We start from the raw sequence: 23,530 nt of genomic DNA on the forward strand, positions 1-23,530 counted from the left end.
TTATTGGTTTTGGGTTGTTTTTATTGACTTTTTTGTAAGGGATTCAGGTTCGTGGAATTAACAGGTATTTCAGAGCGTAAAGTTGGAAATCGCTTTTCGAATGAGGCTGGCAATTGCTTTAGCGAGGAAAATGACGAGTGTTCGCCCAAGTCGGCATGAACCTGCTATTCCTAAGAAAACACTTGAACCCACCAAGGTCCTTCGATGCTGGTCATCGAGCAACTGCACAAATCATTCCCCACCCCCCAAGGCCCGCTTCCGGTGCTGCAAGGCGTCGACCTGCGCCTGGCACGCGGCAGCAGCCTGGCGCTGATGGGTGAGTCGGGCAGCGGCAAGAGCACCTTGCTGCACCTGGTGGCCGGCCTGGACCGTGCCGACAGTGGCCGCATCCTGATCGACAACACCCCGCTCGACAGCCGTTCCGAGGCGTCGCTGGCGCTGTGGCGGCGGGAGGGCATTGGCCTGGTGTTCCAGCAGTACAACCTGATCAGCAGCCTGGACGTAGGGGCCAATCTTGCGTTCCAGGCCCGGCTGGCCGGTCGGCATGATCCCCTTTGGCTGGCCTACCTGGCGCAGCGCCTGGGTTTGGCGGATTTGCTGGCGCGTTACCCGGAGCAACTGTCTGGCGGCCAGCAACAGCGGGTCGCCATCGGCCGCGCCCTGGCCGGGCGCCCGGCCTGGTTGCTGGCCGACGAACCCACCGGCAGCCTCGACGAAGCCAGCAGCGATGAGGTGTTGAGCCTGCTGTTGCAACTGGTCGCCGAGGCGGGCAGTGGGCTGCTGATGGTGACCCACAGCCCGCGGCTGGCGGCGCGCTTGCAGCAGCGTTGTTACCTGCAGGCCGGCCGTGTGCGGCCTGAGCAGGACTGATGAGACTTCTATCGCTGGCCTTGTTGGCACTGCTCAGCCACTGGCGGCGCCATCGCGTGCAGTTTTTCAGCATCTTCACCGGCCTGTGGCTGGCCACGGCGCTGTGGACTGGCGTGCAGGCGCTGAACAGCCAGGCACGCAGCGACTATGCCCGGGCCAGCGCGGTGCTGGCCGGGCCGCTGCAGGCGCAACTGGTGCCACGCCGTGGCGAGCGCTTCGACCAGGCGCTGTATGTGCAGTTGCGCAGGCTGGGCTGGGCGGTAATGCCGGTACTGGAAGGGCGCTTGCGCTTGCCCGGTGAGCCGGGGCGCAGCGTGCGGTTGGTCGGCATCGAGCCGTTGAGCCTGCCGCCGGCCAGCAGCATCGCCGGTGTGCAACCTCGAACGTTCGATCTGCAAGCCTTCATCGGCATGCCCGGGCAAGCCTGGGTTGGGCCAGACACCTTGCGTCAGCTGAATTCAGGCCCCGGGGCGTCAGTCCGTGACAGCGAAGGGCAACTGCTGCCGCCGTTGGTTCTGCAACCAGCGCTGGCGCCGGGGGTGATCGTGGTCGATATCGGCCACGCCCAGGCGTTGCTGCACGCACCCGGGCAGTTGTCGCGCTTGCTGGTGGCCGCCACGCCGGGGCCGTTACCGGCGGATATCGCGCCTTACCTTGAGCTGCAACCCCAGCAGGATGATGGCGGTTTGCAGCGGCTGACCGACAGTTTCCACCTCAACCTGACCGCCCTCGGCCTGCTGGCGTTCGTCGTCGGCCTGTTCATTGCCCATGCCGCAATCGGTTTGGCACTGGAACAGCGGCGCGGCCTGATCCGCAACCTGCGCGCCTGTGGCATCGGCCTGCAAACTCTGCTGTGCGCCTTGGTGCTGGAACTGGGGCTGTTCGCGGTGCTGGGCGGTCTGGCCGGCGTGGCCAGTGGTTACGGGCTGGCCGCGTGGTTGTTGCCCGATGTGGCCGCCAGCTTGCGCGGCCTGTATGGCGCCCAGGTCGCCGGGACGCTGAGCCTGCCCGCAGGGTGGTGGCTGATGGGCGTGCTGGTGAGCGTACTGGGGGCACTGCTGGCGGGCTTGGGCAGCGTAATGCGTGCGGCTCGGTTACCGTTGCTGGCGCTGGCGCAACCTCAGGCGTGGCGGTTGGCGCAGGGGCCGTGGTTGCGGCGTCAGGCCCTGGTGGCCGGCCTGTTGCTGTTGCTGGCACTGGGCTGTGGCGTGCTGGGCGACAGCTTGCCCAGCGCGTTCGGCCTGCTGGCAGGCTTGCTGTTGGCGGCGGCGCTGCTGCTGCCGGCCTTGCTCGACCGGGTGCTGGCCTGGTTGGCGCGCCGTTGCCGGCGGCCTTTGTCGCAATGGTTCGTCGCCGACAGCCGCCAGCAACTGCCGGCCCTGAGCCTGGCGTTGATGGCACTGTTGCTGGCGCTGGCCGCCAGTGTCGGCGTGGGCAGCATGACCGAGGGCTTTCGCAAGACCTTTGTCGGCTGGCTTGACCTGCGCCTGTCCGCCGACCTGTATGTCAGCCCAAGGGACACCGCCCAGGGCTTGCAGATAGCCGAGTGGCTCGGGCAGCAGCCTCCAGTTGGTGTGGTATTACCCGGCTGGCGTGTGGAAACGCAGCTGCAGGGCTGGCCGGTGCAGGTTCAGGGCATCGTCGATCATCCCGTCTATCGCACACGCTGGCCATTGTTGGCGCAGCAAGAACAGGCCTGGCAGCAACTGGCCAGTGGGCAGGCGGTGATGCTCAGTGAACAGCTGGCCAGGCGACTGAAGCTGCAACTGGGCGATCACCTGAGGCTACCCGCAGACACTTCGCCAGCCCTGAGCGTTGTGGGGATCTACGCCGATTACGGCAACGCCAAAGGGCATGTACTGGTCAATGCCGGCTGGCTGCGCGGGCACTGGCCGCAGGCAACCCTGACCGGGTTGAGTGTCGATCTGGCGGCCGAGCAGGTGTCGGCGCTCAAGGCCGCCTTGCAACAGCGCTTTGCCCTGGATGACAGCCGCGTGGTCGAGCAGGCGCGTCTCAAACGCTGGTCGACCGACGTGTTCAACCGCACCTTCGCCGCCACCGCCGCGCTCAACAGCCTTACCCTTGGCGTGGCTGGTGTAGCGCTGTTCATCAACCTGCTGACCCTGGGCCAGACCCGTCTGGGCCAGTTGGCGCCGCTGTGGGCGTTGGGCGTGCGGCGCACGCATCTGGCGTGGCTAAGCCTTGGGCAGACATTGCTGCTGAGCAGCCTTACCGTGCTGCTGGCGATCCCGCTGGGCATCCTGCTGGCCTGGTGCCTGGTCGCGGTGGTGAACGTGCAGGCATTCGGTTGGCGTTTGCCGCTTTACGTGTTCCCTGCGCAACTGCTGCAACTGGCTGTGCTGGGCCTGCTTACCAGCCTGTTGGCCTGCGCCTGGCCACTGTGGCAGCTGGCGCGTCGCCAGCCGCGTGAACTGTTGAGGCCGTTTGCCGATGAAACGTAACGCCTGGCTGTTGCTGTGTGGGTTGCTGGGCGGCTGTGATCAGCCGGCCGAGCAAAGCTATGCCGGGCTTGGGCAGCAGGCGGGCGAATTCAGCCAGGTTAGCCGCGGCCATCGCCTGGAATTTCCGCGTGACCACGGTGCCCACGATGGCTTTCGCATCGAGTGGTGGTATGTCACCGCCAACCTCCAGGACGCCCAAGGGCGGGACTGGGGCGCGCAGTGGACGCTGTTTCGCTCGGCCCTGCGCCCCGGCCCCGAGACTGCCGGCTGGAACAGCCCGAACCTGTGGATGGGGCACGCGGCGCTGACCGGGCCGGGCGCTCATCAGTCTGCCGAAACCCTGGCGCGTGGGGGGATCGGCCAGGCGGGCGTGCAGGCCCGGCCGTTCCGGGCGTGGATCAATGACTGGTCGTTGCAGGGCAGCAGTGGCATCGAGGATCTGCAAATGGTTGCCGGTGGTGAAGGCTTTCGCTATGACCTGCAACTGCACAGTGATCGGCCCTTGGTGCTGCACGGGGAGCAGGGTTACAGCGAGAAGTCCGGCAAGGGGCAGGCTTCGTACTATTACAGTCAGCCGTTTTATCGGGTGAGCGGGGAAGTGCAGCGTGACGGCCAGTGCATCGCTGTCACCGGCCAGGCCTGGCTGGACCGGGAATGGAGCAGCCAGCCGCTGGCTGCCGGGCAGACGGGGTGGGACTGGTTTTCGCTGCACCTGGGCAGTGGTGCCAGGCTGATGCTGTTCCAGGTGCGCGAGGTGCAGGGGGAGGCCTATCGCGCCGGGACCTGGGTTGGCCCGCAGGGTGAGGTGGTGGCGCTGCAGGGGGCGCAGATCCAGTTGCAGGCGCTGGCCTGGGCCCGGCAGAAGAACGGCAAGCAAGTGCCGACGCGATGGCGGGTGCAGGTACCGGGGCATGGGGTGGATGTGCAGGTCGAGGCGGTGGAGCCGCAGGCCTGGATGGAGACGCGGTTCCCGTATTGGGAGGGGCCGGTGCGCTTGAGCGGGAGTGCGGGTGGGCGTGGGTATCTGGAGATGACCGGCTATTAACATCTCATAGCCCATCCATGACGCGGTCCCACAAGAGACAGCGTCAACCCAGTCAGTCCTTGATCAATCCCCGCAGCACCGCCCGTGCTTCTTCAGTGCGCAGGCACTCGATGAACAACCGGCTTTCCCGCGCCACTGTCGCCTCCAGTTCGGCCCGTTGGCTGTCCTTGAGCAGCCGCTTGCTGATGCGCAGCGCCGCCTGTGGGTAGCCTTGCAGTTGCCGCGCCAGACGACGGGCAGCGGCCAGGCACTGTTCGCCGTCTTCATGCAGTTCATTGGCCAACCCCCACGCCACCATCCGTTCGCCGTCGAGCAACTCGTTTGCCAGCAGCAGGCGAGCCGCTCGGGTATGGCCAAGCAGGCGCGGCAGCAGCAGGCTGGAGCCGAACTCCGGGCATACCCCCAACGGCGCGAAGGGGACGCGCAGCTTGGTCGTACGGCTGACCAGTACCTGGTCGCAATGCAACAGCAAGGTGGCACCAATACCTATCGCCGCGCCACTGACCGCGGCAATCAGCGGCTTCTCCAGGCCCATCACCACCCGCATCAGGCGAAACACCGGGCTGTCCAGGTCGGCGGGCGGGTTGTCGAGGAAGTCGCGCAAGTCATTGCCGGCAGTAAAGCAGTGCGGCCCACCGGTGATGATGATGGCTTCGACATCAGGGTCTTCACCTGCCGCCAGCAGCAGGTCGCCCAGCTGTTGGTACATGGCAGTGTTCAAGGCGTTGAGCTTGTCGGGGCGGTTGAAGGCCAGGGTCAGCAGGCCCTGGTCCAGGTCACGTGTGATCAGGTCGTTCATGGCAGCCGCTTTTGTTGTTGTGGGCATCGGTGCCAAGGGTTTATCACGCAGTCCGGCTTGTTGTACAGTCGTTCAGTCCAGCCCCTAGCCCGAGAGCCGTCGATGAACCAGGAAGCCCGCTACCACCGCATGCTGCCGGAATTGCGCAAAGCCAACCTGGTCGAGGCGACCCTGGTATGCCTCAAGCGCCATGGCTTCCAGGGCGCGTCGATCCGCAAGATTTCGGCCGAGGCCGGGGTTTCGGTCGGGTTGATCAGCCATCACTACGCCGGCAAGGATGAACTGGTGGCCGAAGCCTACATGGCGGTCACCGGCCGGGTGATGGGCCTGCTGCGCGAGGCCATGGCCCAGGCCGCGCCCAATGCCCGCGAGCGGTTGTCGGCGTTCTTCCGCGCCTCGTTCTGCGCCGAGCTGCTCGACCCGCAATTGCTCGACGCCTGGCTGGCGTTCTGGGGCGCGGTGAAGACCGCCGATGCGATCAACCAGGTGCATGACCATTCCTATGGCGAATACCGCAATGAACTGAGCGGGCTGCTGGCCACGCTGGCTGGGGAGGAGGGCTGGCAGGGCTTCGATGCCGACCTCGCGGCCATCAGCCTGAGTGCCTTGCTCGACGGCCTGTGGCTGGAGTCGGGGCTCAACCCCGGTACCTTCACCCCCGAGCAGGGCGTGCTGATCTGCGAGGCCTGGGTCGATGGCCTGCAGGCCGGTGGCCGGCGCCGCTTCAGCCTGCCGGAGGGCTGTTGATCGCCTGTTCAGTAACGAGTACGCTGCTGTCGCGAGTGTGTAGAACAACACCAATAATAAAAGAGACGACACGCAATGACGCCTCGGGTATTGATCGTCGATGACGATCCGCTTATTCGTGACTTGCTGCAGGCCTATCTGTCCCAGGAAGGCTATGACGTGCACTGCGCCGACACCGCGGAAAAGGCCGAAGCCCTGCTCGGCAGCCAGGATGTCGACCTGGTGTTGCTGGACATCCGCCTGCCCGGCAAGGATGGCCTCACCCTGACCCGCGAGCTGCGGGTACGTTCGGAGGTGGGCATCATCCTCATCACGGGGCGCAACGACGACATCGACCGCATCGTCGGCCTGGAATGCGGCGCCGACGACTACGTGATCAAACCGCTCAACCCTCGCGAGCTGGTATCCCGTGCCAAGAACCTGATCCGCCGCGTGCGCCATGCCCGCGAGGTACACCCGGCGCCGGCCTGCGCGCAATCGCTGAAGCAGTTCGCCGACTGGGCGCTGGATACCGACCGCCGGCGCCTGATCGACGCCCGTGGCGGGCAAACCCTGCTGACCCATGGCGAGTTCCAACTGCTCAGTGTGTTCCTGCGCAATAGCGGCCACACCCTGAGCCGCGACCAGCTGATGGACCAGATCCGCAACCGCGAATGGGTGCCCAACGACCGCTCCATCGATGTGCTGGTCGGCCGCCTGCGGCGCAAGCTGCACGACGACCCGGCCGAGCCCCAGCTGATCATTACCATCCACGGCACCGGCTACCTGTTCACCGCCAGCGTGGCGGCATGACCCGCAGCGCCTGGGTGCTGGTCTTGGCATTGTTCGCCGTGCAAGCCAGCGCAGGGCAACCGGTGCGCTATTGCGACTACCCGGTGTACCCGCCGATTTCCTGGAGTGATGGCCACCAGGTGCGCGGCCTGGCCCCCACCGTGGTGCGAGAGCTGTTCGCGCGCATGGGCCATGAGGTGCAGACCGTGGTGCTGGGCAACTGGAAGCGCTGCCTGATGGACGCCGCCGCCGGGCGGGTGGACGTGGTGCTGGCCTACAACAGCGACCAGCGTGACCAGCGCATGCGCTTTTCCACGGTGCCGGTGGTGCGCGAGGAAGTGGCGGTGTTCTACAACCGCCTGCGGCCGGTGCAGTTCCAGCGCCTGGAGGACCTGGCCAGCTACCGCGGCGGCCTGCTGTACGGCGAAAGCTACGGCGCCGAGTTCGACCGCTTCGTCGCCCGCCACCAGAACATCGAACGGGTGTCGTCCAGCCAGCAGAACTTCGGCAAGCTGATCCGTGGGCGCATCGACTACGTGATCCAGGAGCGGCGCACCGGCCAGCTGTTCATCGAAAACCTGCCCGGGGCGCAGGACATCCGTGTATTGCCCACGGCCCTGAGCGTGGACTACCTGCGCGTTGCGGTATCACGGCTATCGCCCCTGAGCCAGCATATGGACGAAATCGACGCGCAACTGCTGCGCATGAACCAGGCCGGCGAGATCGAGCGCTGGCTGGAGCAGAGCGAAGTGACCTACCGCGACATGGTCAACCTGCCGGCAGACAGCCGATGATCCGCCTGCGCACCGATGGCCTGCTGCGCCGCCTGCTGCTGTTCATCCTGCTGTTCAGCCTGTGCTTCACCGTGCTGGCCAGCTCGGTGCAGCTGTACTTCGAATACCGTCGCGAAATGCGCGATATCGAGGCGCGCATGGCATTGATCCGCGCCGGCTACCTGGCCAGCCTGGAGCGCAGCCTGTGGGACCTGGACGAGGCACAGCTGGATACGCAACTGCGCGGCCTGGTGGACTTTTCCGATGTCGCCCGGGTGCGCCTGCTCAGCGACGACTTCCAGCTGCTGCGCGGTGCCGCCGAGCCCAAGGGGCCGCTGCGCATCGAACGCTTCCCCCTCGATTACCAGCCGCCCTCGGGGCCGGCCAGGCACCTGGGCGAGCTGGAAGTGAGCATCGACCTGGGCGCGGTGCACCGGCGGCTGTATGCCACGGGCCTGGCCAGCCTGCTGTGGATGGGCGTGTTCCTGTGTGGCCTGGCGGTGGCGTTGTCGGGGCTGTTCTACCGCCTGGTCACCCGCCACCTGCAAGTGATGGCCGAGTTCGCCCGGCGTATTGGCGCCGGCCAGTGGCAGGAACCGTTGCGCCTGGGGCGCCGCCCGTCGACGCGCCCGGACGAGATCGACACCGTGGCCAATGCCCTGGATGACATGCGCCGCGCCATCCTCAGCGATATCGAGCGCCGCGAGCGCGACCGCCTGGCGCTGCAGGACAAGCGCGACGAGCTGCAGGCCATGGTCGAGCGGCGCACCGCCAGCCTGGCCCGGGCCAAGGACGAGGCCGAAGCCGCCAACCTGGCCAAGTCACGCTTCCTGGCGACCATGAGCCATGAGCTGCGCACACCGCTCAACGGCATTCTCGGCATGGCCGAGCTGCTGCGCGGCGGCCGGCTGGAGGCGGCCGACCGCCAGCGTGTCGAGGCCTTGTACAAGGCCGGCGAAGGGCTGTTGGCGATTCTCAATGAAGTGCTGTATTTCGCCCGGCTCGAGGAGGGCGAGAGCCGCGCCGAACTGGTCGGTTTCTCGCTACGCCAGTTGTGCCAGGAAGTGCTGGCACTGCTCGAACCCATGGCCAGGGACAACGGCGACGCACTGCAGCTGGACATCGACGAGCAATTGGCCGAGTACCAGCACGGTGCCGAACAGTACCTGCGCCAGGTGCTCAGCAACCTGCTGGCCAATGCCATCAAGTTCACCGAACACGGCCAGGTGCGGCTTGCGGTGCAGGTACTGGCCAGTGACCAGGGCTCGCAGCGAGTGCGGGTGTCGGTCAGTGACAATGGCATCGGCATCGAGCCGGCGGTGCAGGCCAGGGTCTTCGACCGCTTCGTCCAGGCCAGCGAGGCGGTGGCCCGGCGCTACGGCGGCACCGGCCTGGGCCTGGCGATCTGCAAGCACCTGGTGGAAAAGCTGGGGGGCAGCATTGGCCTGGACAGCGTGCAAGGGCAGGGCAGTTGCTTCTGGTTCGAGCTCGACATGGCTCGCGGGCAGCCAGTGCTGGCCAGTGCACCAGCCCCTTCGCCCCTGGCCAGCCTGGATATCCTGGTGGTCGAGGACGTGGCGTTGAACCGCGAGGTGGCCGGCGGGCTGCTGCTGCGCGATGGCCACCGGGTGAGCTTTGCCGAAGACGCCGGGCAGGCCCTGCTGGCCTGCGCACAGCGGCGCTTCGACCTGATCCTGCTCGACGTGCACCTGCCCGGCATGAGCGGGGTGGAACTGTGCCGGCAGATTCGTGCCACCCCCGGGCCGAACCGCCACAGCCGGATCCTGGCGCTGACGGCCGGCGTGCAACCGGGGCAGGTGCCGGGTTACCTGGCCGCCGGCATGCAGGGGGTGCTGGCCAAGCCCCTGCGGCTGGACAACCTGCGCCAGGCGCTGGCCGAAGCGGCGCCCGCTGAGGTGGCAGGCGTCGACGCGACAATGGACTGGTCATTGCTGGACACCCACCGCTCGCTGCTGGGTGAACAGAAGCTGCAAGGCCTGTTGAAGGTGCTGCGCCAGTCGCTGGAGCAGCACGCCACGGCGTTGGCCGAGGCGCTGCCGGCCCAGGACTTTACCGAAGTGCTGCACCTGGCCCACCGGCTGGCCGGCAGTTGCGATTCCCTGGGCTTTTCTGGCCTGGCTGCGCTGCTGCGACGCCTTGAGGACGCTGCCCGGCAGCATGACGAACAGGCATTGAAAGCGCTCTGCGAGCCGTTGGCCACCGAGCTTGCCCAGGCCCGCGCCACCCTGGAACAGCTGATCCAGAGCTGACGTACAAAAAACTTACGACTTTTTACATCTTCGATCCGTTCGTACAACGGCACCTTACATCCGTTTCCAATAATCCATGGCAACCGTGTTGCACGCGGTCCATGAGGCTTATTGGAGACAAGAATAATGACATGCCGTAGCGCTCAGCCCCTCCTTCGTACCACCCCGCGCGGCACCCCCGCGTGGCCAGGCACCGGCCGCCAAGGCGAGGTGCGCCATGACTGACAACCGCGAAAAGATCCAGCTCACCCGCGCGCTGAAAAGCCGGCACATCTTCATGCTGTCGCTAGGCGGGGTGATCGGCACCGGGCTGTTCATGGGCTCGGGCGTGACCATCAACCAGGGCGGCCCGGTCGGCGCGATCCTGGCCTACCTGGTCGCAGGTTTGCTGATGTACCTGGTGATGGTCTGCCTGGGTGAGCTGTCGGTGCAGATGCCGGTGTCCGGTTCGTTCCAGGCTCACGCCACCAAGTTCATCGGCCCGGCCACCGGCTTCATGATCGGCTGGGTGTACTGGATGAGCTGGGCAACCACCGTGGGCCTGGAGTTCACCGCGGCTGGCATGCTGATGACCCGCTGGTTCCCGGAGGTGCCGATCTGGTATTGGTCGGCGCTGTTCGTGGTGGTGCTGTTCGGCCTCAACGCCCTGGCCACCCGTGCCTTCGGTGAGGCGGAGTACTGGTTCTCGGGGATCAAGGTGGCGACCATCCTCGGCTTCATCATCATCGGCGTGCTGGTGATCTTCGGCGCCATCCCGCTGAGCAGCGGGGCGCCGGCACCGATGCTGGACAACCTGGTGGGCGAGTCGCTGTTCCCCCATGGCCTGTCGGCGGTGTTCGCGGTGATGATGACCGTGGTCTATGCCTTTCAGGGCTGCGAAATCATGGGGGTGGCGGCCGGCGAGACCGAGCACCCGGAAAAGAGCATCCCACGGGCCGTGCGCAACGTGGTGTTCCGCGTGCTGATCTTCTACGTGCTGGCGATTGCCGTGCTCTCGGCCATCGTGCCGTACGAGCAGGCCGGGTTGATGGAGAGCCCGTTCGTGCAGGTGTTCGACATGGTCGGCATTCCCTTTGCCGCCGACCTGATGAACTTCGTCATCCTCACCGCCATCCTCTCGGTGGGCAACTCCGGGCTGTATGCCTCCACGCGCATCCTCTGGGCCATGTCGAAGAGTGGCATGGCGCCGAAAAGCCTGTCACCGCTGAGCAAGCGTGGCGTGCCGTTGCGGGCGCTGAGCATCACCCTGTGCTTTGCGCTGATCTCGCTGATGACCAGCTTCGTTGCTGCCGACACCCTGTTCATGGTGCTGATGGCGGTGAGCGGCATGTCCGGCACCGTGACCTGGATCGTCATCGCCCTGGCGCAGTACCGCTTCCGCAAGGCCTACCTGCGTGACGGTGGGCAACTGCAGGACCTGAAGTACAGGGCGCCGCTGTACCCGCTGGTGCCACTGCTGTGCATCACCCTGTGCAGTTCGCTGTTCGTGTTCCTGGCGCTGGATGAAACCCAGCGGCCGTCGTTGTACTGGGGCTTTGGCTTCATTGCCCTGTGCTATGCGGCGTACTTCTTCGTCAACCGCCGTCGGCAGGGGGCTTTCGAGCCGAGCGCGCCTGGGGTTTGATGCCGTGGGTCGTTGGTTGTAAGTGTTCGTCGAAACATTTTTATTGCCTGTGAGATCGAGCGCCGCCCGCGCGGCGCTTCGCAGCACAAGGCTGCTCCTACATCTGTTTCGGGCCAGTCACGCCTGTGCCTGCGCACGCGATCGCCTTGTTTGCCCGACGCGATATCGCGGTGGACGCCAATGGGCCGCGCGCCTTCGTCTCAGGAATAACTGGCCCGAAACAGATGTAGGAGCAGCCTTGTGCTGCGAAGCGCCGCGCGGGCGGCGCTCGATCTCCCAGGCAACGAAAATGCCATGCCAAAACAGCACCGCGTAACAACAAAAACCGAGTTGTGCGAAGTTGTAACAGCCCATCCCGCCTTGTTGAACACTCGTTTAGTATCTCCCTCATCAAGCCCTCCCAAAACCATCACAACAACACCGAGGCCCCCATGACCACCCCGTCGTCACTGCTGAGCAAGGTCGAAGCCGGCGTTGCCTGGATCACCCTCAATCGCCCCGAGCAGCGCAACGCGCTGGACATCCCCACCCTCAAGCAACTGCACGCCCTGCTGGAAGCCTGCAACACCGACCCGGCCGTGCGCGTGGTGGTGCTGACCGGCAGCGGCCGCAGCTTCTGCGCCGGTGCCGACCTGGCCGAATGGGCCGCGGCCGAAGCCCAGGGCACCCTGGAAAGCTACGGCTGGACCGAAACTGCCCACACCCTGATGTTGCGCCTGCACAGCCTCGACAAGCCCACCATCGCTGCCATCAACGGCACCGCCGTGGGCGGTGGCATGGACCTCAGCCTGTGCTGCGACCTGCGCATCGCCGCGGCCTCGGCGCGCTTCAAGGCCGGTTACACCAGCATGGGCTACAGCCCCGATGCCGGCGCCAGCTGGCACTTGCCACGACTGATCGGCAGCGAGCAGGCCAAGCGCCTGTTGTTCCTCGATGAGCTGTGGGGGGCCGAACGTGCCCTGGCGGCCGGGCTGGTCAGCGAAGTGTGCGCCGACGAGCAACTGCCTGCCGTGGCCGCCGAGCTGGCCGGGCGCCTGGCCAACGGCCCCACCTTCGCCTACGCGCAGACCAAGCGGCTGATCCGCGACGGCGCCCGGCGCACCCTGGCCGAGCAGCTCGAAGCCGAGCGCCAGGCCGGCCTGCTGTGCGGCCGCAGCCAGGACGGTGCCGAGGCGCTGCAAGCCTCGGTGGAACGCCGCGCCCCCCGTTTCACCGGCCAGTAACCCGATAACCGACCCTCACCAGGACCTTCGCAGATGAATTTCCAACTGACCCAAGAACAAGAAATGTTGGTGGAAGCGGTACGCAGCTTTGTCGCCAAGGAGCTGCTGCCCCATGAGGAGGCGGTGGACCGCGCCGACGCCGTGTCGCCCGAACTGGCAGCGCAGATCCGCGGCAAGGCTATCGCCGCCGGGTTCTATGCCTTCAACATGCCCGAGGAAGTCGGCGGCGGTGGCCTGGACTACCTGTCACAGGCGCTGATCGAGCGCGAGCTGTCCAAAGTGTCCTGGGCCTTGCACGTGTTCGTTGCGCGGCCGTCGAAAATCCTCATGGCCTGCAAGGACGAGCAGGTCAACGACTACCTGTTGCCGTGCGTGCAGGGCGAAAAAATCGACTGCTTCGCCCTCACCGAGCCGGGCGCCGGCTCCGATGCCAACGCCATCAAGACCCGCGCCGTGCGCCAGGGTGACGACTTCGTCATCAACGGCAGCAAGCACTTCATCAGCCATGCCGGCCACGCCGATTTCGCCATCGTCTTTGCCGTCACCGATACCTACGAGCACAACGGGCGCAAGCGCAATGCGGTAACCGCCTTGCTGGTCGACCGTGGCACCCCGGGCATGACCATTCGCCGCGGCCCCAAGTGCGTGAGCAACCGTGGCTACCACACCTACGAGCTGTTCTTCGACGACTGCCGGGTACCGGCCAGCAAGGTGCTGGGCGAGGTCGGCAAGGGCTGGGAGGTGGCCAACGCCTGGCTCACCGCCGGCCGGGTGATGGTCGCCGCCAACTGCGTGGGCCAGGCCCAGCGTGCCCTCGACCTGTCGCTGCAATGGGCCGCCGACCGCAAACAGTTCGGCCAGGCCATCGGCAGCTATCAGGGCGTGTCGTTCAAGCTGGCCGACATGGCCACGCAGATTCGCGCTGCGGAAATGCTCACCCTGCACACCGCCTGGAAGATGGACCAGGGCAGCATGACCGACGGCGAGGCCGGCATGGCCAAGCTTTTCGCCAGTGAGGTGCTGGGCAAGGTCGCCGACGAAGCCGTGCAGATCTTCGGCGGCATGGGCCTGATGGACGAAGGGCCGGTCGAGCGCATCTGGCGCAATGCACGCATCGAGCGCATCTGGGAGGGCACCTCGGAAATCCAGCGGCACATCATCGCCCGCGAACTGCTGCGCCCGCTGCTGCGCTGAGCGCCAGGAGAACACCCATGTCGCATTCGATTCGTGACAACCTCAAGCGCCTGCTGGCACCCCGGCACCTGGCCTTCGTCGGCGGGCGCAGCATGGCGCGGGCGCTCAAGCGCTGTGCCGAAGGTGGCTTTGGCGGCGAGCTGTGGCTGGTCAACCCGCAGCATGACAGCCTCGAAGGCATCCCCTGTGTGGCACGGGTGGCCGATTTGCCCTATGCCCCGGACGCGGTGTTCATCGCCACCAACCGTGAGCTGACCTTGCAGTGCGTGGCCGAGTTGGCCGCACGCGGCGCCGGCGGTGCCATCTGCTACGCCTCGGGCTTTGCCGAAAGCGGCGAGGAGGGCCGCCAGCTGCAGCAACGCCTGCTCGCCGCCGCTGGCAACATGGCCTTGCTCGGCCCCAACTGCTACGGCCTGCTCGACTACCTGCACGGTGCTGCCCTGTGGCCGGTGGCCCATGGTGGCCAGCAGGTGGAGAAGGGCGTGGCGATCCTCACCCAGAGCGGCAACTTTGCCTACAACCTGTCCATGAGCGACCGCTCGCTGCCGGTGGCCTATATGGCCTCGGTCGGCAATCAGGCACAACTGGGCGTGGCCGAGCTGATGGACGTGCTGCTCGACGACCCCCGGGTGACCGCCATCGGCCTGCACCTGGAAGGCCTGAAGAACGTGCCCGGCTTCGCCCGGGCCGCCTGCAAGGCGTTGCAGCAGGGCACGCCGATCATTGCCTTGAAGACCGGCGTGTCGCAGATTGGCGCCGAACTGGCGCTCAGCCACACCAGCTCGTTGTCCGGCTCCGATGCCTTGTACGACAGCCTGTTCCAGCGCCTGGGCGTGATCCGCGTCAGTGGCCCGGTGAGCTTCGTTGAAACCCTCAAGGCCGCCGCCTGTGGCCGCCTGCCGGTGAATGGCGAGCTGATCGCCCTGGCCTGTTCCGGCGGCGATGCCGGCTTGATCGCCGACTATGCCGAGCGCAACCAGCTGGTTCTGCCGAAGCTCGAACAAGGGCAGGTAGCGCAGTTGGCCGAGGTGCTGCCGGCCTATGCCAACCTGGTCAACCCGCTGGATTTCACCACTGCCATCTGGGGTGATGCAGCGGCCCTGCAACGCATGCTCGACAGCACCCTGAGCGGCGCTGCCGACGCGGCCATGCTGGTGCTGGACTACCCGGCGGCGTTCACCGGCGAACGCAAGGAATGCGACCTGCTGCTGGCGCTGTACTGCGATGCGCTGGAACGCCACGGCAAGATCGGCTTCGTCACTTCGGCGTTCCCGGAACTGTTGCCCGCCTGTGCGCGCGAGCGCTTGCATGCACGTGGCATCGCCGCCCTGCAGGGCGTGGAGGATGGCCTGGCAGCCTGGGGCCGCATCGTCGCCTACCAGCGCAACCGCCAGCGGCTGCTGGAGCTGGGTGAGGCCACGCGGGTGCCGCTGTGCCCACAGGCTTACGCGGGCGAGAGCCGCCTGTTGGACGAATGGCAATCCAAGCAAGCCCTGCGTGCCTTTGGCCTGCCGGTACCGGCCGGGGTGCTGAGTACACCCGAACGCGCCGTGGCAGACGCCGCCCGCGTCGGTTACCCGCTGGTACTGAAGGCGGTCAGCGCGCAGTTGCCGCACAAGACCGAAGCCGGTGCGGTGGCGCTGAACCTGCGCGATGCCGCTGCCCTCGAGATCGCGCTGGTGCAGATGCGCCAGCGCATCGCCGCCTACGCCCCCCAGGTAGCGTTCGACCAGGTGCTGCTCGAACCCATGGCCGAGCCGCCGCTGGCGGAACTGATCGTCGGTATCAAGCGCGAGCACGACTTTGCCCTGGCCCTGGTGATCGGTGCTGGTGGCGTGCTGGTCGAGTTGCTCAAGGACAGCGTCAGCCTGTTGCTACCGACCACCGACAATGCCATCCGCGCCGCGCTGCTCAGCCTGCGCAGCGCCAGCTTGCTGCAAGGCTTCCGTGGCCGCCCGGCCGCTGACCTGGACGCGTTGGTTGCGGCTATCCGCGCGGTAGCCGACTACGCCTGCGAAAACGCTGGGCAACTGCTGGAGCTGGATGTGAACCCATTGATGGTCGGTGCCCATGGCACCACCGCGGTCGACGCGCTGATCCGCCTCGGCCAGGCGCAAGGAGAACGACATGAATAAGCACACCCAGACTGCCGGCCAGGCGTTAGTGCGCCTGCTGGCCAACTACGGCGTGGAAACGGTATTCGGCATCCCTGGCGTGCACACCCTGGAGCTGTACCGTGGGCTGCCGGGCAGCGGCATCCGCCATGTACTGACCCGCCACGAGCAGGGCGCCGGCTTCATGGCCGACGGCTATGCCCGGGTCAGTGGCAAACCGGGGGTGTGCTTCGTCATCACCGGCCCGGGCGTGACCAATGCCGCCACCGCCATCGGCCAGGCCTATGCCGACTCCATCCCGATGCTGGTGATTTCCAGCGTCAACCACACCGCCAGCCTGGGCAAGGGCTGGGGCTGCCTGCACGAAACCCAGGACCAGCGCGCCATGACCGCGCCGATTACCGCCTTCTCTGCCGTGGCCCTGCGCGGCGACGACCTGCCTGAACTGATCGCCCGCGCCTGGGCTGTGTTCGACAGCGAACGGCCACGCCCGGTGCATATCTCGGTGCCGCTGGACGTGCTGGCCGCGCCGGTCAGCCGTGACTGGAGCGATGAGGTGGTGCGCCGCCCCAGGCGTGGCCAGCCGTGCCGCGACATCCTCGACCAGGCTGCCGTGAAGCTGGCCGCCGCCAAGCGCCCGATGATCATTGCCGGGGGTGGGGCATTGCACGCGGCCGAGCAGCTGCAGCAGCTGAGCACCCGGCTGGCAGCACCATTGTTCACCAGCGTGGCCGGCAAGGGCCTGCTGCCAGTGGACGCGCCACTGAATGCCGGTGCCAGCCTGTGCGTCGAGCCCGGCTGGCAGCTGATCAGCCAGGCCGACGTGGTGCTGGCCGTGGGTACCGAAATGGCCGACACCGACTTCTGGCGCGAGCGCCTGCCGATCAGCGGCGAGCTACTGCGCGTGGACATCGACCCGCGCAAGTTCAACGACTTCTACCCCTGTGCCATGGCCCTGCACGGCGATGCCCGGCAAACCCTGGCCGGCCTGCTCGAACACCTGCCAGCGCTGCACCGTGACCCGGCCCAGGCCAGCGAAGCAGTGGCCAACCTGCGCCAGGCCATTCGCAGCGGGCATGCGCCATTGCAGGCCGTGCACCAGGCAATCCTCGACCGCATCGCCACCGTGCTGCCCGACGACGCCTTCATCAGCAGCGACATGACCCAGCTGGCCTACACCGGCAACTACGCTTTCGCCAGCCGGGCGCCGCGCAGCTGGCTGCACCCCACCGGCTATGGCACCCTCGGCTACGGCCTGCCGGCCGGCATCGGTGGCATGTTCGCCAGCGACCACCGCCCAGGCCTGGTGCTGGTAGGCGACGGCGGCTTCCTCTACACCGCCCAGGAACTGGCCACGGCGGTCGAGGAACTGGACCGACCGCTGGTCGTGCTGTTGTGGAACAATGACGCCCTTGGCCAGATCCGCGACGACATGCTCGGGCTGGATATCGAGCCGGTCGGCGTACTGCCGCGCAACCCGGATTTCATCGGCCTGGCCCGTGCCTTCGGTTGCACGGTGCGCCAGCCGCGTGATCTGGATGCGCTGCAGGCCGATCTGGCCAGCGGTTTCGCCACCCCCGGCGTTACTTTTATCGAACTTAAACACACCTGCGTCTGTTAAGCCGCAGACACCACGAACAACAAGAGAAGACACCATGCCATTTCGCCGTACCCTCCTGGCTGCATCCCTGGCTCTGCTGATCACTGGCCAGGCCCCGCTGTACGCCGCACCGCCTCTGTCGATGGACAACGGCACCACGGCCCTGACCGTGCAGAACAGCAACGCCTGGGTCGAAATCAGTGCCGGCGCGCTGCAACACAACATCCGTACCTTGCAGGCCGAGCTGGGCGGCAAGTCCAAGCTGTGCGCCGTGCTCAAGGCCGACGCCTATGGCCACGGTATCGGCCTGGTGATGCCGTCGATCATCGCCCAGGGTGTGCCCTGCGTGGCCGTGGCCAGCAACGAGGAGGCTCGCGTGGTCCGCGCCAGCGGCTTCACCGGGCAACTGGTGCGGGTACGCCTGGCCAGCGTCAGCGAAGTGGAAGATGCCCTGCAGTACGACATGGAAGAGCTGGTCGGCAGCGCCGAGTTCGCCCGCCAACTCGATGCCCTCGCCGAACGCCACGGCAAGACCTTGCGCATCCATCTGGCGCTCAACTCCAGCGGCATGAGCCGCAACGGCGTGGAAATGGCCACCTGGTCCGGCCGTGGCGAAGCGCTGCAGATCACCGACCAGAAGCACCTCAAGCTGGTCGCGCTGATGACCCACTTCGCCGTGGAAGACAAGGACGATGTACGCAAAGGCCTGGCAGCGTTCAACGAGCAGACCGACTGGCTGATCAAGCACGCGAAGCTTGATCGCAGCAAGCTCACCCTGCACGCCGCCAACTCCTTCGCTACGCTGGAAGTGCCGGAAGCGCGCCTGGACATGGTGCGCACCGGCGGCGCGCTGTTCGGCGACACCGTACCGACGCATACCGAATACCAACGTGCCATGCAGTTCAAGTCGCGCGTGGCGGCGGTGCACAGCTACCCGGCAGGCAACACCGTTGGCTACGACCGCACCTTCACCCTGGCGCGTGATTCGCGCCTGGCCAACATCACCGTCGGCTACTCCGACGGCTACCGCCGGGTGTTCACCAACAAGGGCCATGTGTTGATCAACGGCCACCGTGTGCCGGTGGTGGGCAAGGTGTCGATGAACACGTTGATGGTCGATGTCACCGACTTCCCCGATGTGAAGGGTGGCAACGAAGTGGTGCTGTTTGGCAAACAGGCCGGGGGTGAAATCACCCAGGCCGAGATGGAAGAAATCAACGGTGCACTGCTCGCCGACTTGTACACCGTATGGGGCAGTTCCAACCCGAAGATTCTCGTCGACTGAAACCGCCAATGAAGGGAGATTGCCATGCGCTACGCCAAGCTCACTCAACGCATCGCCGGCGACGGAGCTGCCGCCTGGGACATCCACTACCGCGCCCTGGCGCTGCAGGCCGAGGGCAAGGATATCCTGCTGCTGTCGGTGGGTGACCCGGACTTCGACACCCCCGCGCCGATCGTCGAGGCGGCCATCGACAGCCTGCGTGCGGGCCACACCCATTACGCCGATGTGCGCGGCAAGCTGGCGCTGCGCCAGGCCATCGCCAACCGCCACCGCCAGCGCAGCGGCCAGGCCGTCAATGCCGACCAGGTGACGGTGCTGGCCGGGGCCCAGTGTGCGCTGTACTGCGTGGCCCAGTGCGTGCTCGACCCGGGTGACGAGGTGATTGTCGCCGAGCCCATGTACGTGACCTACGAGGCGGTGTTTGGTGCCTGTGGCGCCAAGGTGGTTCCGGTGCCGGTCAAGCCGGAGAACGGCTTTCGCGTGTGCCCGCGTGACGTGGCCGCGCGCATCACCCCGCGCACCCGCGCCCTGGCCCTGAACAGCCCGCACAACCCCTCGGGGGCGAGCCTGCCGCGCGCCACCTGGGAAGCGCTGGCCGAACTGTGCATCGCCCACGATTTGTGGCTGATCTCCGACGAGGTGTACAGCGAACTGCTTTACGACGGTGAGCATGTCAGCCCCGGCAGCCTGCCGGGCATGGCCGAGCGTACCGCCACCCTCAACAGCCTGTCGAAGTCGCATGCCATGACCGGCTGGCGGATGGGCTGGGTGGTCGGTTCGACAGAGCTTGCCAGCCACCTGGAAAACCTCGCCCTGTGCATGTTGTACGGTTCACCGGACTTCATCCAGGACGCCGCCGTGGTGGCACTGGAGCAGCAACTGCCCGAGCTCGATACCATGCGCGAGGCCTATCGCCAGCGCCGCGACCTGGTGTGCGAGCAGTTGGCAGGCTGCCCGGGCATCAAGGTGCTCAAGCCCGATGGCGGCATGTTCGTGATGGTCGATATCCGCGAGACCGGCCTCAGCGCCCAGGCCTTCGCCGATCGCCTGCTCGACAGCCAGGGTGTGTCGGTGCTCGCCGGCGAAGCCTTCGGCCCCAGCGCTGCCGGGCATATCCGCCTGGGCCTGGTACTGGGTAACGAGGCCTTGGCCGACGCTTGCCAGCGCATCGCCCGCTGCGCCGCCGCACTGATGCAGGGGCAGGCCCATGCGTGAGTATGCGCGGCTGTACATCGACGGCGCCTGGCAGGTACCGAGCGGGCAGGGCATGGCCGAGGTGATCGACCCGGCCACCGAACAGGCCATCGGCCGCGTGCCGTTGGGCGCCGAGGCCGATGTCGAACGGGCGGTGATGGCCGCGCGGCGGGCCTTTGATGGTTGGTCACGCACGCCGTCCAGCGTACGGGCCGGGTACATAACGGCGTTGGCCGCACAGCTGAAAAGCCGCGCGGCGGAAATGGCCTCGGTCATCACCGACGAGCTGGGCATGCCGGTGCAGTGGTGCCAGGCGGTGCAGGTAGAGGGCCCGATCGCTGGGCTGGAGCAGTACGCCGAACTGGCCGGGCTGATGGATGAGGTGCGCGAAGTCGGTAACTCACTGGTGTACCGCGAGGCCGTTGGCGTGTGCGCGTTCATCAACCCATGGAACTACCCGCTGCACCAGATGATCGGCAAGCTGGCACCGGCCTTGGCCGCCGGCTGCACGGTGGTGGTCAAGCCCAGCCAGGAAACGCCGCTGCATGCGTTCATGCTGGCCGAGATGATCGAGGCCATCGGCCTGCCGGCCGGGGTGTTCAACCTGGTCAGCGGGCCGGGGGCCAAGGTCGGCGAGGCCCTGGCCCGGCACCCGCAGGTGGACATGGTGTCGTTCACCGGCTCCACCGGCGCCGGGGTGCGCGTGGCCCAGGCGGCCGCGCCCACGGTGAAGCGGGTGTGCCTGGAGCTGGGCGGCAAATCGCCGCTGCTGATTACCGCGGACGCCGACCTGCACGCGGCGGTGCGCCATGGCGTGCAGGACGTGATGATCAACTCGGGGCAGACCTGCACGGCCCTGACCCGCATGCTGCTACCGGCCAGCCGCTACGCCGAAGCGCTTGAGATTGCCGAGGCCGAGGCCCGCGCGTTGGTCATGGGCGACCCGCGTGACCCGGCCAGCTTCCTCGGGCCGATGTGTTCGGCAGGCCAGCGGCGCACCGTGCTCGACTACATTCGCCTGGGGCAGGAGGAGGGTGCGCGCCTGCTGTGCGGCGGAGACACGCCAGCCGGCTTCGAACGCGGATTCTACGTGGCGCCGACGTTGTTCGCTGACGTCGACAACCGCATGCGTATCGCCCAGGAGGAAATCTTCGGCCCGGTGCTGTGCCTGATCCCCTATGCCGACGAGGCCCAGGCGTTGGCCCTGGCCAATGATTCGCCGTTCGGCCTGTCCAGCGCGGTGTGGGCCGGCAGCCGCGAGCACGGCCTGGTTCTGGCGCGGCAGATACGCGCCGGGCAGTGCTTCATCAACGGTGGCGGGTTCAACTACCAGGCACCTTTCGGTGGCTACAAGCAGTCGGGCAACGGGCGCGAGTGGGGCGAGGAAGGTTTGGCGGAGTTCGTCGAGGTGAAAGCGGTGCAGTGCTGAGCCACAGCTGGAAGACAACCTGTTTTGTGTGAGGAGAATGTTTGTGAATGTACTGATCGTCCACGCTCACCCCGAGCCGCAATCGTTCACTGCTGCCCTGCGTGACCAGGCCGTGGAAACCTTCCGCGCCCAGGGCCATCAGGTGCAGGTCAGCGACCTGTACGCCATGGGCTGGAACCCGGTGGCCAGTGCCGATGACTTCACCCAGCGCGAGAACCCCGAGTACCTGGTGTATGCCCTGGAGCAACGCCAGGGGGTCAAGCGCGGCGCCATTGCCGCGGATATCCAGCAAGAGCTGGACAAGCTGCTGTGGGCCGACTTGCTGGTGCTGAACTTCCCGATCTTCTGGTTCTCGGCGCCGGCCATGCTCAAGGGCTGGATCGACCGGGTGCTGGTGTCGGGGGTGTGCTATGGCGGCAAGCGCTTCTACGACCAGGGCGGGTTGGCGGGCAAGAAGGCGCTGGTGACCGTGACCCTGGGCGGGCGCGAGCACATGTTTGGCGACGGGGCGATCCACGGGCCGCTGGAGGACATGCTGCGGCCGATCTTGCGCGGCACGCTGGCCTATGTCGGGTTCGAGGTATTGCCGCCGTTCGTGGCCTGGCATGTGCCTTACATCAGTGACGAGGCGCGGCAGGGCTTTCTACAGCAGTACCGGCAGCGCCTGGAGCAGCTTTCGGACGACCAGCCACTGGTGTTCCCGCGCCTGGAGCAATTCGATGAGGCGCTTTACCCGCTTATCTGAACTTCCACTCCGTTGTCGAGGATGGTGGTGAACCTGTAGGAGCAGCCTTGTGCTGCGAAGAGGCCCTCATGGCGCATGCAAATGCATGATTGGTGCCGGCCTCTTCGCAGCACAAGGCTGCTCCTACAAAAAGCACATACTGTGCAGCACTAAAAACGACCACCCACACATTCGGGGTATGTCCCCCTTCGGCAAATCCCCCGATAGTGCCCCCATCGGCTCGATCCTGAGCACTCACACGATGGAGTTGCCATGCGCAAGGTACTGAAGGTGATTGGCGGTCTGCTGCTGGCGTCTGGCGCAAGCCTGGCCCAGGCGGCAGAGGTGGACAGCGGTAACACGTTGCGGTTGTACAACTGGACCGACTACATCGGCGAAACCACCCTGGCCGACTTCGAGAAGGCCACCGGCATCAAGGTCATCTACGACACCTTCGATGGCTACGAAACGGTACAGACCAAACTGCTCACCGGCCGCTCCGGCTACGACCTGGTCATGCTCAACGCTTCCCTGGTACCCCCGCTGATCAGCGCCGGTGTGTTCCAGGCGCTGGACAAGCAGCAATTGCCCAGCTGGCACAACCTCGACCAGCAGGTGGTGAACAATCTGCAAGGCTATGACCCCGGCCTGAAATACTCGGCGCCCTACACCTGGGGCAGCTCGGGGGTGACCTTCAACGTCGACAAGATCACCGCGCGCATGCCCGATGCCCCCATCGGCTCGCTGGCCATGCTGTTCGACCCTCAGATCGTCTCGCGCTTCGCCGACTGTGGCGTCACCCTGATGGACGCGCCGACCGAAGTCATCCCGCTGGCCCTGCAGTACCTGGGCAAGGACCCACGCAGTGCATCGCCGGCCGACCTCAAGGCGGCTGAACAACTGCTGCTGGGCATTCGCCCGTACATTCGCAAGTTCGACTCGGTCAACTACCTCACCAGCCTGCCCAATGGCGATGTCTGCCTGGCCCTGACCTGGTCCGGTGACTACGCCACCGCCCAGGCCCGCGCGGTGGAAGCGAAGAAGGACATCAAGCTGTCGTTCTTCATCCCCCAGGAAGGCTCGCTGATCTGGTTCGACAACCTGTACATCCCCAAGGATGCGCCGCACGCGGCCAACGCCCACCGCTTCATCGAGTTCCTGCTGCAGCCGCAGACCATGGCCAAGGTCACCGACTACATCCACTACGCCAACAGCAACGCCGCCGCCACTGCGCTGGTGCGCGACGAGATCCGCCAGGACCCGGCCATCTACCCCGACGCGCAAACCCGCGAGCGCCTGTTCGCGCAGAAAACCCAGAGCCCGAAGGACATGCGCGCCATCACCCGTGTCTGGAGCACGGTCAAGACCGGTTTCTGAACACTGCCCAACGATCACTGCCAAGGAGC

The 23,530-nt window shown here is 66.2% G+C and carries 18 protein-coding genes; 17 read left to right on the top strand and 1 reads right to left on the bottom strand.

Annotated elements, in window-relative coordinates; genetic code table 11:
* Positions 1 to 204: 204 nt before the first annotated feature.
* From A4C63_RS24055 to A4C63_RS24065, 3 genes are read left to right on the top strand one after another with little or no spacing between them, the layout of a single operon-like run.
* The gene (locus A4C63_RS24055; protein WP_063914941.1) at positions 205 to 870 is read left to right on the top strand and encodes an ABC transporter ATP-binding protein; all 666 of its coding nucleotides are present in this window, start codon (positions 205 to 207) and stop codon (positions 868 to 870) included.
* Positions 870 to 3,332, top strand: coding sequence for an FtsX-like permease family protein (locus tag A4C63_RS24060; RefSeq protein WP_063914942.1), 2,463 nt, complete (start codon positions 870 to 872; stop codon positions 3,330 to 3,332). Before A4C63_RS24055 ends, A4C63_RS24060 begins: the two co-directional genes overlap by 1 nt.
* The gene (locus A4C63_RS24065) at positions 3,322 to 4,377 is read left to right on the top strand and encodes a lipocalin-like domain-containing protein (protein WP_063914943.1); all 1,056 of its coding nucleotides are present in this window, start codon (positions 3,322 to 3,324) and stop codon (positions 4,375 to 4,377) included. The genes A4C63_RS24060 and A4C63_RS24065 overlap by 11 nt, the downstream gene beginning before the upstream one ends.
* Positions 4,378 to 4,429: 52 nt before the next feature.
* Here A4C63_RS24065 and A4C63_RS24070 read toward each other — a convergent pair whose 3' ends face one another.
* On the bottom strand, positions 4,430 to 5,176 hold the full coding sequence (locus A4C63_RS24070; RefSeq protein WP_063914944.1) for an enoyl-CoA hydratase: 747 nt from the start codon (positions 5,174 to 5,176) through the stop codon (positions 4,430 to 4,432).
* Between the two features lie 102 nt (positions 5,177 to 5,278).
* Here A4C63_RS24070 and A4C63_RS24075 point away from each other — a divergent pair, with 102 nt between their 5' ends.
* From A4C63_RS24075 to A4C63_RS24140, 14 genes are all read left to right on the top strand, one after another.
* Entirely contained in the window at positions 5,279 to 5,923 is a 645-nt protein-coding gene (locus A4C63_RS24075) for a TetR family transcriptional regulator C-terminal domain-containing protein (RefSeq protein ID WP_015270774.1), read from the top strand.
* A gap of 75 nt (positions 5,924 to 5,998) precedes the next feature.
* Positions 5,999 to 6,715, top strand: coding sequence for a response regulator (locus tag A4C63_RS24080; protein ID WP_012271826.1), 717 nt, complete (start codon positions 5,999 to 6,001; stop codon positions 6,713 to 6,715).
* Positions 6,712 to 7,488 carry an ABC transporter substrate-binding protein gene (locus A4C63_RS24085; protein ID WP_063914945.1) on the top strand — a complete coding sequence of 259 codons (777 nt, stop codon included), beginning with the start codon at positions 6,712 to 6,714 and terminating at the stop codon, positions 7,486 to 7,488. The genes A4C63_RS24080 and A4C63_RS24085 overlap by 4 nt, the downstream gene beginning before the upstream one ends.
* Complete coding sequence (locus A4C63_RS24090; RefSeq protein ID WP_063914946.1) at positions 7,485 to 9,737, top strand: hybrid sensor histidine kinase/response regulator; 2,253 nt, start codon at positions 7,485 to 7,487, stop codon at positions 9,735 to 9,737. Before A4C63_RS24085 ends, A4C63_RS24090 begins: the two co-directional genes overlap by 4 nt.
* 217 nt (positions 9,738 to 9,954) lie before the next feature.
* Positions 9,955 to 11,361: an amino acid permease gene (locus tag A4C63_RS24095; protein ID WP_063914947.1), complete on the top strand. Its 1,407-nt coding sequence runs from the start codon at positions 9,955 to 9,957 to the stop codon at positions 11,359 to 11,361.
* Positions 11,362 to 11,792: 431 nt separating this feature from the next.
* Positions 11,793 to 12,584 (top strand): enoyl-CoA hydratase/isomerase family protein, encoded by a 792-nt coding sequence (locus A4C63_RS24100; RefSeq protein ID WP_063914948.1) that lies wholly within the window; start codon positions 11,793 to 11,795, stop codon positions 12,582 to 12,584.
* Between the two features lie 33 nt (positions 12,585 to 12,617).
* The gene (locus tag A4C63_RS24105) at positions 12,618 to 13,778 is read left to right on the top strand and encodes an acyl-CoA dehydrogenase family protein (protein ID WP_063914949.1); all 1,161 of its coding nucleotides are present in this window, start codon (positions 12,618 to 12,620) and stop codon (positions 13,776 to 13,778) included.
* A gap of 17 nt (positions 13,779 to 13,795) precedes the next feature.
* Positions 13,796 to 15,913 (top strand): acetate--CoA ligase family protein, encoded by a 2,118-nt coding sequence (locus A4C63_RS24110; RefSeq protein ID WP_063914950.1) that lies wholly within the window; start codon positions 13,796 to 13,798, stop codon positions 15,911 to 15,913.
* Positions 15,906 to 17,513 (top strand): 5-guanidino-2-oxopentanoate decarboxylase, encoded by a 1,608-nt coding sequence (locus A4C63_RS24115; RefSeq protein ID WP_063914951.1) that lies wholly within the window; start codon positions 15,906 to 15,908, stop codon positions 17,511 to 17,513. The genes A4C63_RS24110 and A4C63_RS24115 overlap by 8 nt, the downstream gene beginning before the upstream one ends.
* 34 nt (positions 17,514 to 17,547) lie before the next feature.
* On the top strand, positions 17,548 to 18,777 hold the full coding sequence (gene alr, locus A4C63_RS24120) for an alanine racemase (RefSeq protein ID WP_063914952.1): 1,230 nt from the start codon (positions 17,548 to 17,550) through the stop codon (positions 18,775 to 18,777).
* A 24-nt stretch (positions 18,778 to 18,801) separates the two neighbouring features.
* On the top strand, positions 18,802 to 19,992 hold the full coding sequence (locus A4C63_RS24125) for a pyridoxal phosphate-dependent aminotransferase (RefSeq protein ID WP_063914953.1): 1,191 nt from the start codon (positions 18,802 to 18,804) through the stop codon (positions 19,990 to 19,992).
* Positions 19,985 to 21,400: an aldehyde dehydrogenase family protein gene (locus tag A4C63_RS24130; protein ID WP_063914954.1), complete on the top strand. Its 1,416-nt coding sequence runs from the start codon at positions 19,985 to 19,987 to the stop codon at positions 21,398 to 21,400. The genes A4C63_RS24125 and A4C63_RS24130 overlap by 8 nt, the downstream gene beginning before the upstream one ends.
* Positions 21,401 to 21,443: 43 nt before the next feature.
* Positions 21,444 to 22,145 carry an NAD(P)H-dependent oxidoreductase gene (locus tag A4C63_RS24135; protein WP_063915017.1) on the top strand — a complete coding sequence of 234 codons (702 nt, stop codon included), beginning with the start codon at positions 21,444 to 21,446 and terminating at the stop codon, positions 22,143 to 22,145.
* Between the two features lie 252 nt (positions 22,146 to 22,397).
* The gene (locus A4C63_RS24140) at positions 22,398 to 23,501 is read left to right on the top strand and encodes a polyamine ABC transporter substrate-binding protein (RefSeq protein WP_063914955.1); all 1,104 of its coding nucleotides are present in this window, start codon (positions 22,398 to 22,400) and stop codon (positions 23,499 to 23,501) included.
* The last annotated feature ends 29 nt before the right edge of the window (positions 23,502 to 23,530 follow it).

The sequence above is a fragment of the Pseudomonas sp. p21 genome, assembly GCF_001642705.1.
GTDB lineage: Bacteria > Pseudomonadota > Gammaproteobacteria > Pseudomonadales > Pseudomonadaceae > Aquipseudomonas.

Coding starts and splice junctions, on each gene's coding strand:
- A4C63_RS24055 (WP_063914941.1), top strand. CDS start 205: ATGCTGGTCATCGAGCAACTGCACAAATCATTCCCCACCCCCCAAGGC.
- A4C63_RS24060 (WP_063914942.1), top strand. CDS start 870: ATGAGACTTCTATCGCTGGCCTTGTTGGCACTGCTCAGCCACTGGCGG.
- A4C63_RS24065 (WP_063914943.1), top strand. CDS start 3,322: ATGAAACGTAACGCCTGGCTGTTGCTGTGTGGGTTGCTGGGCGGCTGT.
- A4C63_RS24070 (WP_063914944.1), bottom strand. CDS start 5,176: ATGAACGACCTGATCACACGTGACCTGGACCAGGGCCTGCTGACCCTG.
- A4C63_RS24075 (WP_015270774.1), top strand. CDS start 5,279: ATGAACCAGGAAGCCCGCTACCACCGCATGCTGCCGGAATTGCGCAAA.
- A4C63_RS24080 (WP_012271826.1), top strand. CDS start 5,999: ATGACGCCTCGGGTATTGATCGTCGATGACGATCCGCTTATTCGTGAC.
- A4C63_RS24085 (WP_063914945.1), top strand. CDS start 6,712: ATGACCCGCAGCGCCTGGGTGCTGGTCTTGGCATTGTTCGCCGTGCAA.
- A4C63_RS24090 (WP_063914946.1), top strand. CDS start 7,485: ATGATCCGCCTGCGCACCGATGGCCTGCTGCGCCGCCTGCTGCTGTTC.
- A4C63_RS24095 (WP_063914947.1), top strand. CDS start 9,955: ATGACTGACAACCGCGAAAAGATCCAGCTCACCCGCGCGCTGAAAAGC.
- A4C63_RS24100 (WP_063914948.1), top strand. CDS start 11,793: ATGACCACCCCGTCGTCACTGCTGAGCAAGGTCGAAGCCGGCGTTGCC.
- A4C63_RS24105 (WP_063914949.1), top strand. CDS start 12,618: ATGAATTTCCAACTGACCCAAGAACAAGAAATGTTGGTGGAAGCGGTA.
- A4C63_RS24110 (WP_063914950.1), top strand. CDS start 13,796: ATGTCGCATTCGATTCGTGACAACCTCAAGCGCCTGCTGGCACCCCGG.
- A4C63_RS24115 (WP_063914951.1), top strand. CDS start 15,906: ATGAATAAGCACACCCAGACTGCCGGCCAGGCGTTAGTGCGCCTGCTG.
- alr (WP_063914952.1), top strand. CDS start 17,548: ATGCCATTTCGCCGTACCCTCCTGGCTGCATCCCTGGCTCTGCTGATC.
- A4C63_RS24125 (WP_063914953.1), top strand. CDS start 18,802: ATGCGCTACGCCAAGCTCACTCAACGCATCGCCGGCGACGGAGCTGCC.
- A4C63_RS24130 (WP_063914954.1), top strand. CDS start 19,985: ATGCGTGAGTATGCGCGGCTGTACATCGACGGCGCCTGGCAGGTACCG.
- A4C63_RS24140 (WP_063914955.1), top strand. CDS start 22,398: ATGCGCAAGGTACTGAAGGTGATTGGCGGTCTGCTGCTGGCGTCTGGC.